14 protein-coding genes are annotated in these 14,078 nt (G+C 48.5%); 7 read left to right on the top strand and 7 right to left on the bottom strand.

What is annotated here, in order from left to right; all coding sequences use genetic code 11:
* The 6 genes from BJF97_RS07930 to BJF97_RS07955 all read right to left on the bottom strand — a co-directional run bounded on the left by BJF97_RS07930 (nucleotide 1) and on the right by BJF97_RS07955 (nucleotide 3,626).
* A complete protein-coding gene (locus BJF97_RS07930; protein WP_004099986.1) occupies nucleotides 1-744 on the bottom strand; it encodes a PTS mannose/fructose/sorbose/N-acetylgalactosamine transporter subunit IIC in 744 nt (247 codons plus the stop codon).
* 14 nt (nucleotides 745-758) lie between these two features.
* Nucleotides 759-1,229 carry a PTS sugar transporter subunit IIB gene (locus tag BJF97_RS07935; RefSeq protein ID WP_004099987.1) on the bottom strand — a complete coding sequence of 157 codons (471 nt, stop codon included), beginning with the start codon at nucleotides 1,227-1,229 and terminating at the stop codon, nucleotides 759-761.
* Nucleotides 1,222-1,656, bottom strand: coding sequence for a PTS sugar transporter subunit IIA (locus BJF97_RS07940; protein WP_004099989.1), 435 nt, complete (start codon nucleotides 1,654-1,656; stop codon nucleotides 1,222-1,224). The genes BJF97_RS07935 and BJF97_RS07940 overlap by 8 nt, the downstream gene beginning before the upstream one ends.
* A 248-nt stretch (nucleotides 1,657-1,904) precedes the next feature.
* Nucleotides 1,905-2,558 carry an oxygen-insensitive NAD(P)H nitroreductase gene (gene nfsB / locus BJF97_RS07945; RefSeq protein ID WP_032694575.1) on the bottom strand — a complete coding sequence of 218 codons (654 nt, stop codon included), beginning with the start codon at nucleotides 2,556-2,558 and terminating at the stop codon, nucleotides 1,905-1,907.
* 118 nt (nucleotides 2,559-2,676) lie between these two features.
* Nucleotides 2,677-3,045, bottom strand: coding sequence for an MmcQ/YjbR family DNA-binding protein (locus BJF97_RS07950; RefSeq protein WP_032694574.1), 369 nt, complete (start codon nucleotides 3,043-3,045; stop codon nucleotides 2,677-2,679).
* Entirely contained in the window at nucleotides 3,045-3,626 is a 582-nt protein-coding gene (locus tag BJF97_RS07955; RefSeq protein WP_004848568.1) for a TetR/AcrR family transcriptional regulator, read from the bottom strand. The genes BJF97_RS07950 and BJF97_RS07955 overlap by 1 nt, the downstream gene beginning before the upstream one ends.
* Nucleotides 3,627-3,816: 190 nt before the next feature.
* Here BJF97_RS07955 and BJF97_RS07960 point away from each other — a divergent pair, with 190 nt between their 5' ends.
* From BJF97_RS07960 to BJF97_RS07990, 7 genes are all read left to right on the top strand, one after another.
* On the top strand, nucleotides 3,817-4,917 hold the full coding sequence (locus tag BJF97_RS07960; RefSeq protein WP_014228309.1) for an MBL fold metallo-hydrolase: 1,101 nt from the start codon (nucleotides 3,817-3,819) through the stop codon (nucleotides 4,915-4,917).
* Between the two features lie 32 nt (nucleotides 4,918-4,949).
* Nucleotides 4,950-5,291, top strand: a complete 342-nt coding sequence (locus BJF97_RS07965) for a RamA family antibiotic efflux transcriptional regulator (protein ID WP_004848570.1) — start codon at nucleotides 4,950-4,952, stop codon at nucleotides 5,289-5,291.
* 417 nt (nucleotides 5,292-5,708) lie between these two features.
* Nucleotides 5,709-7,001, top strand: a complete 1,293-nt coding sequence (locus BJF97_RS07970) for a NosD domain-containing protein (RefSeq protein ID WP_050595151.1) — start codon at nucleotides 5,709-5,711, stop codon at nucleotides 6,999-7,001.
* A gap of 362 nt (nucleotides 7,002-7,363) precedes the next feature.
* Nucleotides 7,364-8,713 (top strand): glycoside hydrolase family 172 protein, encoded by a 1,350-nt coding sequence (locus tag BJF97_RS07975; RefSeq protein WP_032694572.1) that lies wholly within the window; start codon nucleotides 7,364-7,366, stop codon nucleotides 8,711-8,713.
* Between the two features lie 59 nt (nucleotides 8,714-8,772).
* The gene (locus tag BJF97_RS07980) at nucleotides 8,773-10,473 is read left to right on the top strand and encodes a glycoside hydrolase family 32 protein (protein WP_032694571.1); all 1,701 of its coding nucleotides are present in this window, start codon (nucleotides 8,773-8,775) and stop codon (nucleotides 10,471-10,473) included.
* A gap of 18 nt (nucleotides 10,474-10,491) precedes the next feature.
* Nucleotides 10,492-11,886, top strand: coding sequence for an MFS transporter (locus BJF97_RS07985; protein ID WP_032694570.1), 1,395 nt, complete (start codon nucleotides 10,492-10,494; stop codon nucleotides 11,884-11,886).
* Nucleotides 11,887-12,177: 291 nt separating this feature from the next.
* Nucleotides 12,178-13,176, top strand: coding sequence for a LacI family DNA-binding transcriptional regulator (locus BJF97_RS07990; protein ID WP_032694569.1), 999 nt, complete (start codon nucleotides 12,178-12,180; stop codon nucleotides 13,174-13,176).
* A 363-nt stretch (nucleotides 13,177-13,539) separates the two neighbouring features.
* Here the strand turns inward: BJF97_RS07990 and BJF97_RS07995 are convergent, their stop codons facing one another.
* Nucleotides 13,540-13,788: a DUF1158 domain-containing protein gene (locus tag BJF97_RS07995; RefSeq protein ID WP_032694568.1), complete on the bottom strand. Its 249-nt coding sequence runs from the start codon at nucleotides 13,786-13,788 to the stop codon at nucleotides 13,540-13,542.
* Between the last annotated feature and the right edge of the window lie 290 nt (nucleotides 13,789-14,078).

The raw sequence follows: 14,078 nt of genomic DNA on the forward strand, positions 1-14,078 counted from the left end.
TTAGCTCTCCTGCTGCTTAAGATTAAGAAACTGGCTGATGATAAAAGCCAACACCACGGCGAATAGCGCGATGGCGATAATATCCAGTTTGGTATATGCCGCTATCAAAAATCCCAGACCGAGGTATGGCATAAGTTTGCTGCTGAGCATCATGCTGATCAGCAGGGCGAAGCCGAGCGCCGGCAGGATCTTACTGGCGACGATCAATCCGTTGGTGATCACCGGCGGAATCGCCTCAAGGAACCAGCTAACCGCCGAAGAGCCGAGCAGGATGGCGAAAAAAACCGGCAGAAATCCGTTTAAAAAATAGAGCAGCGTCGGACCGCCGAGGTGCATCAGGCCGACCATCCGGGTATTACCTTGCGCCGCATAGCGGTCCGCCAGATGACCGAAGCGGGCGTTCACCACGCGTACCAGAATGCCCAGCGTTTGCGCCAGCATTGAGACGGGGATGGCGATGGTGAGCGCAGCCTCCGGACCGCGGCCGGACATGATCGAAAACGCGGTCGCCAGTACGGAGCCGGTCACGATATCGGGTGGGTGCGCGGCGCCGATGGCGACGTTGCCGAGAAAAATAAGCTCCAGCGTAGCGCCAATCAGAATCCCCTCATGCAGATTGCCGCAGACCAGACCGGTGAGGGCGCACATCACCAGCGGCCGGTCGATCATCGATACCCCAAGCAGGCGGCCATCGAGGATCCCCAGGGCGGCAATCAGTCCGAGTAACGTTGCGGTGAGCAACATAGTGACCTCCGAAGTTAAAGTTGTTCGTTGAGGAGCTCGGCCGAGTGGGCGGGTACCTGACGCATCTCCAGCCGAATGCCTTTTTCTTTCAGCGCTCTGCTATCGGCGATTTCCTCTTCGGTCAGATAGATGGCCTTGCCGAATTGTCTTGCGCCCTCCTTCTGCGGCAGACCGCCGTAGTTAATGGCGTTAATTCCCGGGACTTTTTCTACCAGCGCGAGGGTTTCAGCAGTATTGCCAAGGACCACCATGACTTTTTTATGATCCAACTTGCCGCCGTTAAGCTTTTCCGCCGCCTGTTCAACGGTGGCGATGTCCAGCGTGACGCCCGCCGGCTTGGCCAGGTTAAGCGACATCGTAATGAAGGCATCCGCCGCGGCTTTGGCGTTAGCGACGATGATATGGTCGATATCCAGCGCTCGGGTCCAGGCAAAAACCACCTGGCCGTGCAGCAGCCGATAATCAATGCGCACGAGTTTAATCATGAGATTCTCCCTGTGGGTCAGAGGATGGTTGTGTTAGTAGAGGGTTGATGAAAACAATGGATTCACGCGCCGCGCTGGTGGCGTAGACAATCGCGGCCTCGGTAGTGGCTTCTTCGCACAGCAGAAACTCCAGCAGCAGAGTCAGATTGATGCCGGCGACCACGAAAACGTTACGATGGCGCATCAAGACGCTCACGGCGCTATTGTTGATACTGCCGCCAAGCAGGTCGGTAAAGATCACCACTTCATCACCATTCGCCTGGACGATGAGATGCTCCAGGGTTTGCTCCAGCTGTTCGGTGGTCACGATATCTTCGTCATAGGCGCAGACCGGGATAACGCCGTGTTCGTCGCCAATCAGCAGCGACAAACTGTTCACCAGTCCGCGAGCAAAATGGCCGTGGCTGGCCACATAGATATGTTTCACCCGGTTTCTCCTTCATCCAGATAGTGGTATCTGTTAAGAGCAAAGGGCGTGCCAGAAATAAAAAATATTATTTATCAATTAATTAAAGCGGCTGGTTCACACTAAAGGCGTTATTCCTGGCACAAGCGGGCTTATTAGCGCCGGAAACCTGGCACAAACGGCAGAAAAAGAGGGGGAAAGAGTGGGGGTAGGAAGCCCCGGGCGAGGCGCAGCTGCGCCATGACCCGGGCGTTCCCGGCTGAAGGGAATTAAATCTCGGTAATGGTCGTCGCCTGCGGCAGGCGTGATTTCGGCAGCGTCGCGTTGAAGTCTTCGACGCTATGATGGCCGACCGGCACCACCACCAGGCTGGTGTAGCCCTGGGCTTTCAGGTCGAGTTCGGCATCGAGAATCGCGAAATCGACGCCTTCAATCGGCACGGCGTCCAGGCCCATTGCCGCCACGCCCAGCAGGAAGTTGCCGACGTTGAGGTAAACCTGCTTCGCCATCCACTGATCGTCGTCGTGCAGCTCTTTGCGGTGCATATCGGCAAAGAAGGTGCGGCCTTTATGGTTCGCGGCTTTGGCGTCGGCGTTTGCGAAGCGGCCATCGGCCTCTTCCTGGTTCACCACGCGCTCAAGCCAGGCGTCATCCATCGCGTTTTTGGCGCAGAACACCACCACGTGGGAGGCATCGAGAATTTTACGTTCGTTAAACACGTAGGTGCCGCTCGCCGCTTTGGCGACGCGCGCTTTGCCTTCATCGCTGCTGGCAACGATAAAGTGCCACGGCTGGGAGTTGGTGCTTGACGGGCTGTACTGCAGCAGCGTTTTCAGGTTTTCCGCCTGCTCGGCAGTTAGCTTTTTGGTGGCGTCAAATGCCTTGGTGGAGTAGCGCTTTAAGGCAACCGATACGATATCCATACTCTTCCTCACTGTTTACAACCCCTTGCGGGTGCGTTTCGTGAAGGAAGAGTACAGCGATGGCGGGCAAATGATAAGGGGCAAAAATGCGATAACACTTATCGCGCAGCGCTGAAAATCACCCCGGACGTAGGCGCTGCTGCTCTTTTTTGCTGAGTTTATCGACGATCAGATTCCACGAATCATCGATCAGCTCCGCTAGTAACTCGACGCTGATGTCCTCGCCGGGAACCACGGTGATCCAGTGCTTTTTGTTCATGTGATAGCCGGGCTCGATACTGCGGTAAATGGCCTGATGAAGCAGCGATTTTTGCGGATCGCACTTCAGGTTGACCAGCGCGCGGCCGCGTACCGTCGCGGTGAGCATAAAAATCTTCCCGCCGACTTTAAACACATCGTACTCCGGGCCAAACGGCCAGCAGTGCTCGGTAAAGGGAAGCTCCAGCGCGATACGATGCGCGTTGTCATGCAGCGAGCGGTGATCCATCAGCTATTGTCCTCGGCAAGGGCCTGCCACATGGCTTCAAAGCCCAGCTCGACAAAACGGACGGCGCGCTCCGGCTCGTGGCTGGCGTATTCAATGGTGGTTTCGGCCAGCGAAAGAAACAACGCATCGCCGAAGGTACGGTACTCGTCGGATTGAAAAACGGGTTTGATTGAGCGCTGGCACAGTTCATTGAGCTCGGGAAACATCTCCTGGACGCGGTTGCGGGTTTCGTCGGTGATCCGTTCACTCAGCGCCATCCGGCGAATCGCTTTATGCTCCATGGGGTTACGCACGCCCCAGCCGATATAGCTATTCCAGATATTGCGCGTGTTCTCTTTTGGCCGGGTTTCGTTCGGGTTGAGACCCGCTATCATTGTCTGAACCAGGTCTGCTTTTATGGTCAGATAAAGCTCGTTGAGCAAATCGTCCTTGGTGGCAAAGTAGCGAAACAGCGTACCCTCGGCAACCCCGGCGCTGCGGGCGATGGCGGAGGTTGAGGCGGCGATTCCCGATTGGGCAAAGGCGGCGGTTGCGGCCTCCAGTAACGCTTGCTTTTTATCTTCACTCTTAGGACGAGCCACTACACTTTACCTCACTCATAATAAAACCACGATCTAAGCACGCCCGGCATGGGCGCTGCAACGCTGTCTGTCAAAATTTGAAAATCGTCTTGACGACTTTCAGCTTCTTCCTAATAATGAGTGCTTACTCACTCATAATCAAGCCTTATAACAAAAACCTCCAGGAAGGGGGATTTCGCCAGGTCAGGATATGAACCGTGTCACTTTCAGCGTGGTCGCCATCATGTTATTAGCGTCAGCAACAACTTTGCCGTTTGTGTTAAATGCCGGATTTGGTCAGGCGCCGCAGGGCGCGCAGCTCAGCCTGGTGGAGCAGTCGCCGCACTATCACGACGGTCAGTTTCACAATCAGCTTCCGACGCCGGGGTTTACCGGGCAAAAAAATATGCTGGCCGCATGGTGGGAGTTTCTGGTCGCCAAACGTGAAAATGCCAGACCGGCGCAGCCGCTGCCGCTGGTGAACACCGATCTGGCCAGCCTGCCGTCAGGGCAGGACGTGATGGTCTGGCTCGGTCACTCCTCCTGGTACCTGCAGCTGGCGGGCAAACGCATCCTGATCGATCCCGTATTTAGCAACTATGCCGCACCGTTTTCGTTTATTAATAAGGCCTTTGCCGGGGATTACCCGTGGCACGCTGAGGGCATGCCGGATATCGACCTGCTGATTATCTCGCACGATCATTACGACCACCTCGATTACGCCACCATCAAAGCTCTGATGCCGAAGGTCAAGCGCGTGGTGACGCCGCTGGGCGTGGGGTCGCACCTGCGCTACTGGGGAATGGAGAGCGCGATCATCAGCGAGGCGGACTGGAATCAGTCGCTGCAGGTGAGCGATGAGCTGACGGTACACGTCCTGCCCGCGCGCCACTTTTCCGGCCGCGGCCTCAAGCGCAACCAGACCCTGTGGGCCAGCTTTATGTTCGTTACCCCGCAGCAGAAAATTTACTACAGCGGCGACAGCGGCTACGGCCCGCACTTTAAAGCCATCGGCGAACAGTTTGGCGAAGTGGATTTGGCGATCATGGAAAACGGTCAGTATGACCAGGACTGGAAGTACATCCACATGATGCCGGAAGAGACGGCGCAAGCCGCTGACGATGTTCATGCACGCGCGGTACTGCCGGGTCACGCCGGGCGCTTCGTGCTGGCAAAACACACATGGGACGATCCGTACAAAAGGCTGGCGGAGGCCAGCACAGGGCGACCGTGGCGACTGCTGACGCCAATGTTGGGTGAGCCGGTTTGGGTCGCTGATAAAACGCAATCATTTAACGCCTGGTGGCGCTAACGATGAGAGTGGTTCAGGAGGAGAGAGGACATATGACTATTTCCGCTCAGGTCATTGATACTATCGTCGAGTGGATTGATGATAATTTGCATCAGCCGCTACGTATTGACGATATTGCGCGCCACGCCGGTTATTCGAAGTGGCATTTGCAACGACTGTTTTTACAGTATAAAGGGGAGAGTCTTGGGCGCTATATCCGCGAGCGTAAGCTGCTGCTGGCGGCCCGCGATCTGCGCGATACCGATCAGCGGGTCTACGATATTTGCCTGAAATACGGTTTTGACTCGCAGCAAACCTTTACCCGCATCTTCACCCGCACGTTTAATCAGCCGCCGGGTGCCTACCGAAAAGAAAATCACAGCCGCGCGCACTGAAAAGCGTCCGCCGGGGGAAGACCGGCGGACGCTTTTTTACCCGACTCACGTCGTCAGGCCGAGAGAGACAGAATTCAGCAACCGCTGCTGGCATTTCGATATGACGCGGTTTAAGAGCGCAGATAACGCCCTTACAGTCTGAAATATGAGGGGTTAACGGTACGAATAATCGCCCGGTTCTTCAGGACGGCGTGGAACAATGTCGTACTTAAGCTGGTTATCTTATTGAAGAAATTGTTGTCTATTGATGACAACTCACTTATCTTTTATTTCTAATGTTAATTATCATTCTTTAATATTAATTAATCATTTATATTAATGATTAAATTTCATTTGCATCACTGAGTGAAAGTCGTGATATTTTCATTTTCAACGTACTGGCAAATAATGTTTAACTATTTATAGGTGTGCAATATTATGACTGATTATAATTCCCAGGCATCGTATATTAAGTCTTATGATGTCACTACCTTTGCTTCCCCCAGCAATACTTCGCCTTATGAAGATATTGGGAAAATAATGTCTGAGATCCAGAATGACATTATATTACAGCAACAGACAAATCAGGATGATAAAGGCTTGCGGCCTGGCGCAACTATTTTTATTCCAGCAGGGCGTTATCGGTTACAAACCACTTTTGTTATCACCATTAACTACCTGGTAATACAAGGGGCGGGCCATGGATGGATGAGCCAGGCAAGTCGGGATGCTCCGGATACAGATAGCAGTGGATGGCTTGAAACAGCCCCTGGAGCCAGCTTTATTGAGCTAGATACCAGTTCAACTCTGACGGCAATCAAAATTGAACGAGATGATTTTGCTACCACTGGGCGAATATCAGGCGTTGAGCTGCGTGATTTTTGTATCGGTCTGGTGGTTGCCACGAATCCCTACAATACAAGCGGTACAAAAGGGATCGATATCGCGAGCGATAGCGATTCATTACGGATTGAAGGCATGGGGTTCAGCCTTCTTGAGGAGGCTATGGTGGTCAGAAATGCTGACTCTATTTCAATCACTAATAATTTTATCGGTGAATGTGCTAATTGTATTACAATGACATCCAGCTCCATTGTTGCGAAAATAACCAATAACTTCTTTGGCAACTCTCCTGGCGGCTATTCAATTTCTATTGAAAATGGAGACCGTCATCAGATTACCGGCAACACGTTTTTCTGGAACCCTCAAATAGTACTCCTGAATACTCATCACACCAATATTTCGGCTAATAAGTTTCAAGGGAGCTGGCCGGGAACGATTGTAATGCTAAGTCCATGTGATGAAAACCTAGTATCTTCAAACATGTTCATTCGTGTTGATACAGAAACGGCCAGTGCAGATGTCGGAGGTACTATCTATGATGACCTGATGGGAATCGTTCACATTAGTGGTAATAATAACAGCATCACTTCAAATATGTTTAGTATAACTTTTTCGGATGTCTCGAACATTAGGCCCGCGGGAGCAGATCCCGTAGCGATACTCGTTACTGATGATAGCGACAATACACTTCTCTCTTCTAACCACCTCGCCTACAGCGATAATATCAGTGTTAAGATTGTCCTTGATTCTTCCTCGCGCAATTCGAGAGTTTTTCAAACTGCATTGTATGAGGAGTTTCTACCGTCTGCTGGCGCCACTTACATCTTCCTGGGTTCCGATGGTAAGGACATGAATGGAAACGTTATTATCCCGGCACAAACAGCATAACAGTTAGCCCTTAAGAAGACATTCTTTTGAATAACACATCATCGCAAAAGTCAGGTCCTCAGGGGCCTGAAGCAATTAGCCTTATCTCCCAATAAAATCTAAGCATTTTCATTGTGGTTTTCTGGTTAACTATATGTTTTATTTGTCTATTTATACGGTTTTTTTTCCAGGCCTCAATGCCTTTTTTATGGATTGTACACGTGTACATTTTTGTGTTATCGATCACATCTCTTTAATTTCCTGCCTTAACGTCGGTCAAACGAGATTTTAATCACATTTATGCCTGAGTTTAGTCACTAACATTCAAACCAACGCAAATGTACACGTGTACATTTAAATTAAACTGACAATCGGAGGGTATCATGGCTCAACAATACGGTGGTTTTTTACAAAGTTTGGCAACGGTTCGGGATGCAAAAACGGGGCGTCTTTCAAGCTGGGATCAAAGCGGTAAGAATCAGGATTATTGGCTAATTGGTCCCGGGGAAAGCGTAACGCTAGCAGATATTCAAGGGGCTGGCTGTATCACCCATATCTGGATGACGCAATTTTGTCGCCGCGTGCTGGGGGCGAGTGTTATTGATCCCAAAATGGGCCAATGGATTGCGCCAGTCAATGAAATTCACAATGCGTTGGGCGTGTGTTGGGAAGTGGCCGATCCCCATTATTACCGCAAAGTGCTAATTAAAATGTACTGGGACAATGCTGAAGAACCGAGTGTGGTTGTGCCCCTGGGGGACTTTTTCTGTATTGGTCACTCCATGCCCGGTAATATTAATACCCTCCCGATTAATATTTCTACGAAGCCTGAAGAACGCTATAAGTTTGGCGGCAGCGCGGCACTGAACTGTTTCTTTCCAATGCCGTTTAACACGCGCGCCGTCATCGAAATTGAAAATCAGAATGATATTCCCTATGGGCAGTATTTTTACATCGATTATGAAATGTATGCTGAAGAACACAAGGATGATATCGCGTATTTTCATGCTAACTGGAAGCGCGCTAACCCATGCAATGGCTGGGGACCCGAGCTGCAAACCAATAGCCCGGAAGTCAATATCTCAACTTTGAGCGCTGAAGGGAACTATGAAGTGCTTAATGTTGAAGGCGAGGGGCATTATGTCGGCTGTAATTTATCGGTCGCTCATTTCCAGGGAAGCTGGTGGGGGGAGGGTGACGACATGATATTTGTCGATGATGATACATGGCCGCCGAGTATACACGGTACCGGCACGGAAGATTACTTTAATCATGCCTGGGGGATGCAGGATAACGCGGGTTTATATAATGGAACAGCATTACACGAAAGCATCGTTCCCGGCTTCCAGACAAGCTATAAATTTCATATTACCGATCCTGTACATTTCAAGAAACGCATTCGCGTAACAATTGAGCATGGTCACGCCAACCATCTTTGTGATGACTGGGCCTCTACGGCTTACTGGTATCAAAAAAAGCCAGGCGCTGTCACTATCCAGCCCTTAGATGAACGTATTCCTACGACCCCTGGCGATATTGAACGTCGGGGTATCGGTAAATCAACGTGCGAATTGACCGCAGAGCAGCAAATGCAGAAGGACACGGCTAAACGGCGCTTCGAAGAGTTTATGAAAACCCGACAAATTGAAATCGAAGCCAAATTAAAAGCCACCCGAGAAAAAGAAGCCGGCAATAAGAAGCACGCGCAATTTATCGCACGCAAGGTGAAGTAATTTATTAATTCGTCTCGGCCAGTGGCTGAACTGGCCGAGCTTACCTACAGGTCATCAATATGAAAAGTTTCTCAATACCCTCTGCTGAAGGCATCACGATTGAATTTTGGCTGCGCCAAAAGAAAAATAATGAACCGCTACCTCTATTAGTTATTAAAAGCGATAATCAACTGCTATATAAAATCCAGGAAGGGGCTGGTTTTTTTAATTATTATCATTATACCCACCATCAAAAGGGGGAGTTAACCTTAAGCTATGATGAAGACAGGGCAGAGATATCCCTTTTTTATTACTATGATAAAACTAACGTCTATCATCAAGGCGTTATTTACCTTATTGATAATGGCACCGGTCTGCAATGCTACCCAAAATCAAAACTGAAAGAGTGGTATACGCAAGAAACATTCAGACCTCAACTGCATTTCTCACCTTTTCAGGCCTGGATGAATGATCCAAATGGTTTGTGTAAGATAGATGACACTTATCATATGTTCTACCAGTTCAATCCAAACAGTACCGAGTGGGGCCCGATGCACTGGGGGCATGCCATCAGTAACGATTTGATTTCCTGGACGCATTTGCCGGTATTTAACCATCCCGAACATCCCCTGGCTTCTCTGGGGGCGACCGGTGGGGCTTTCTCCGGTACGACCTTTATCAATAACGAAGGCGAGGCGGAAATTTTCTATACGGAACGTCTCCCGGCCTACGATCTCTATAAGGATTATATTGAAGTACAGAAGAAGGCCGCAATTGATCGCTATGGTATTAAAGCAACGCATATCCAGACTATTCTGGAGAAAAAAATAGAATTAGTCGGCTGTGATATTCGCGATCCTAAAGTTTGGTTTGATAGCGAAACGCAGTGCTATCGAATGATCCTCGGCTCCGTTTATGACGGGAACCCGTCCGTGCTTCAATTTGTCTCACGGGACAGTGAGGAATGGGCGTTTGAAAATGTCCTGTATACGGCGCCGGGATATTTTGCTGAAAATAAAGGCCGTTGCGTTGAATGTCCGGATTTTTTCCAGCTGGGTGCTAAATGGGTACTGACTATCGGTATTGTCGGTTACCAGGAGCCAGAGACAAAGCGTCACAATCTTCTGTACGCCATTATTGGCACATTTGACAACGGCGTTTTCACTGCGGAAAGCGAGATGCAAGTGCTGGACTTCGCGACGGAGTATTATGCATTACAAACGTTCAAGGACGGCCAGCGTCAGGTTGGTATTGCATGGTTATTTAATTGGGCGATGAAAAAGCCAATTAAATCATCATATAACGGTGAAATGTCTATTCCAAAAGAAATCTTCATTAACGCCAACAATAAAGTCGCTATGCGCCCCGTTAACGAACTTGAAAAATACGTTGACGAATATTGTGACGTCAAATTGAAAGCCGGTGAGGACCATCGTATCAACAAGGGAGAATCGTTAAGGATCCGCTTAGAGCAGGGTTTACAGCCGAACGAAGACCTCATATTGGCCGGAGATAAGGGGGAATGGCTGGCGATTTCATACCGCGATGGCTATGTGAGCATAGAAGAAACCGTCGTGAGTGAAGCGCAATACCGGGCTCCCGCAGCAGAGATAAAAAATCTCGAGATTATTTTTGATGCGGGAATTGTCGAGCTGTTTATCAATGATGGTGAAATCTGCGCAACGAAACGCAGTTATAAACTATCACACTGTAAGCAATTAAAAGTGAATACTCTTCGCGAAAAAAACATACGAATCGAAACCTTACATACAAGCTGGTAAAGCCTGGAGGATTGAAAAATGAATACCACAAGCCAAGAACGGATGTCCGTGCGTGAGCACGTGGCATACGGCTCCGGAGATATGGCCTTAAGTGTTTCAATTATTTCCGCCTCTCTCCTTATTTATACTTTTATGATCAGCGTGGTAGGGCTAACGCCGATTGATGCGGGATGGGTACTCCTCGCCGTGCGTTTGATCGATGCCATTACCGATCCTGTGATGGGGTGGCTGTCAGGTAAGGTGAAAACTCGCTGGGGCCGCTATCGTCACTGGATCGCTATCTGTTCAATTCCCTTTGGTATTTCCCTCTTTATGTTGTTCACCGTGGTTGGTGAAAGTTACAGTGCCAGGCTGGGGTGGACAACAGGGGCATATATTTTAAATAGCATTATGTTTACCATGATTGCGATCCCCTATATTTCTCTTGTCGGGGTAATGACCAACGACCCTGCTGAACGTCTGAAGGCGAATACGTTTCGTTTCCCGATGGCCAAAGCCGCTACCATTATTGTGACCACCTTTGTACCATACTATGTGACTTCTAAAGGTGCTGCCGAGGCTGGAAATGCCTATGCTCTGGCCTTTTTGGTCTTAGGGATTGCCAGCATTATTGTTCTTATGTTTTGTGCTTTTTATGTTAAAGAACGGGTTGAAATTAATAGCCCCAACAATATTTCAACGAAGAAGCAAATTCTATCATTAATGAAAAATGACCAATGGTTGATTCTCTGTATTACTATGGTCCTGCTACTAATTGCTTTCGCCACGCGTGGTAACATCGCCTTCATTTATGGCACTGAGTTTGCCAAAGCCGCAGGTGGATGGGAAATCGGTATCTTCATGGGGATGTGGTCTGCCGGCGGTATCGCTGGTGCGTTGATATCTAAATGGTTAACGGATCGCTATAATAAGCTGGCCGTATTCCGCTGGTCTCTTTATTTATCCGCGTTAATGGCCGTTGGCATGTATTTCATCGTTGGTATCGGTGATTTATATTTGGCCATCCTCTTCTATTTCCTGTGTTGTGCCGTCTCGGAGATTAACTCGCCTATTTTATGGGCCTCTATCGCTGAGGTGGGTTTTTATGGTGAAATTAAAACCGGGGTGAATACCTCAGGCTTATCGATTGGCTTTATCTCGTTTAGCCAAAAGCTGGGAATGAGTATTTCTGGCCCTATTACGGGCTATACCCTGACCTGGATTGGATATGAAGCGGGGGCTAAATTATCTATGGAAACATTGCTAGGGCTATCGATGGCGGTAACATTTATTCCTGCCATTTTCTTTTTGATAGCCAGTTTTGTATTTAAACGCTATTTTATTGATAATGAATATTTCAGGGAGATGATCGTTAGCAATAAATTACCCACTGATAAGCTATCTCGTGAAAAAGATCGGATAGTAGATTGTTAATGACTTTTTGCTTAAGCATTCAGGTACTAGATTTTGCCGTATCTGGTACCCCGATAACAATTGTTCCGATATCTCCGTAGTGGAAAACGAACATCTTAAAGAGTATAGTAATATTAGGATCGCGGTACTCTTCAAGGCTCACCGACTGCTGCTGAGCGGTGGCAAGCAGATAAGGACCCCGTTGATGATTGGACAAATATCGGAGAGAAAGGTGCGGCTTGGTATTTTTGAGAATAGTTGTGACCCATGTCTGATTTATTTAACGACACACGTTATTGATTGAGAGGGTAGATGGAAATGGTCACAATCAAAGATATAGCGTTGGCGTTAGGTATTTCACACGTCACCGTATCAAGAGCGCTTAATAACCCTGAAAAAGTTCAAGCCAAAACCAGAGAGAAGGTTTTGGCCAAGGCCAAAGAGCTGCACTATGTCCCCAATGCGGCGGCAAGGGACATGAAAAAATCCAGGCTACCGGTTATTGGCGTTATCTCATTAAATATGGGAAGAAGTAGCTATGGTAGTGAAATGCTGGGTTCGATCAGTGAAAAAGCTAAGGAAACCAACCATCAGTTAATTTTTATCCATGTTGAAGATTCCTCTCCTACCGAAGTGGATCTTAATTTTCTTAGAGAGAAACGAATATCTGGTCTTATTTACCTTTCGCTTGATCCTTGCGAGATTGAACATCAGTCAATATTTGATGAGGTCAAGACCGTGTTTGTTAACTGTCATTGTGCGCGTGGTAATTATTCGAGCGTGCAGGCTGATAACGAGCAAGGATTGTATAATATTGCTAATCTGGTCTTTCATCGCCCATGGTTTATCCGCAGCCTTTTTATTAATTTTGATGAAAGTTATCACGCCGCGGTTAAGCGCAAACAGGGATATATAAAGGCGCTTAATGATAATCACATTGCGTTTTCTGCTGATGATTATTTTGTTGTTCCGGTTAGCTATGATTATGATTTCACAGTATTAGATAATGATATTCTTGGTGCTATTCAGCGTGGCGTTAATGTCATCTTTTGCGGTCGTGACGAAATTGCGCTGGAAGTATACTTTTCTTTGCAACGGCTGGGGTTTTCTATTCCCCAGGACGTTTCGGTGATCGGTTTTGATAACCAGAGTATTATTTCGCAGAGAGTCTATCCTAAGCTTACTACGGTAGAGTTACCTTACCGAAATATGGTATTAAAAGGTTATGATTTAATCGTTTCGGAAAATTCACACTCCATCTGTAATGTAGCGATTAGTTGTGATCCGATAATTCGAGGCTCGTTAAAGTAGGCTACGGCTATGAGTATAAATAAAGCGGCTTGCGCAGGCGTTTCAGCTATTCATACCCTAAAAACTTGAAAGTATGACGGGTATATTCCGATCAAAGCAGAGACCGGCTTCGTGGACTCTGCTTGCAGAGCCCATCCTGAATCTCTCTTTGTAGGCACTGACCTGATGACTCAGGGAGACCTGAAGCACCGTGCACCTCCATTACCAGGGGGCTGTGAAAACCGCAGGCTTCTTCGGCCAGCGGCTCTTACCCTTAACTGCGCTGCGGCTATTGCGAAAACGCGTGAAGCGATAATTTACCGGCCACGATGATGCCCCGCCTGGTGAGAAGGTCAGGTCAACGGCATGCGCGACCTGACCGGCTTAGCGCTCAAGGGAAAACCAGCGACGCCAGACCCAGCGCAGCAGCAGATACTCGATGGTGCCCAGCGCTAAAAACCACAGGCAAAAGATCAGGGTATAAAGCTGGTTGAGATCCATCAGATGGAAGGACGCCACCAGCTCCTGCGCCAGCGTCAGGCCCAGCGAGGGCGCCGGCAGCAGCAGGCAGGAGAGCAAAGCCAGCAGGAGAATGCCGGCGGCACTCATGAGCGTTTCTAGCGGATGTTTCATTATTTGTTAATCATCAGTTAAAAACATATTGTCCGGTAAAAAGTGAATCAATGCAATATGGTTTCGTACGTTATTAAAATACGCATTAAGTATTATATTTAAACATCCGCTTTCTTTTTATGTTAATTATTTTGGTATAATTTGTGATTAAATTAATGACGTCGCAATGTAAATTAACGTCATTATTAAGCCAGCGCTTTTACAAAAGTATAGGTGCTATATCCCACCAGTGTAGCGATAATAATGGCCAGCAGGATGTACAGCACCAGACGGCGTCCGCGATAGATTCC

It is taken from the genome of Klebsiella sp. LTGPAF-6F, assembly GCF_001753185.1.
Lineage (GTDB): Bacteria > Pseudomonadota > Gammaproteobacteria > Enterobacterales > Enterobacteriaceae > Klebsiella > Klebsiella michiganensis.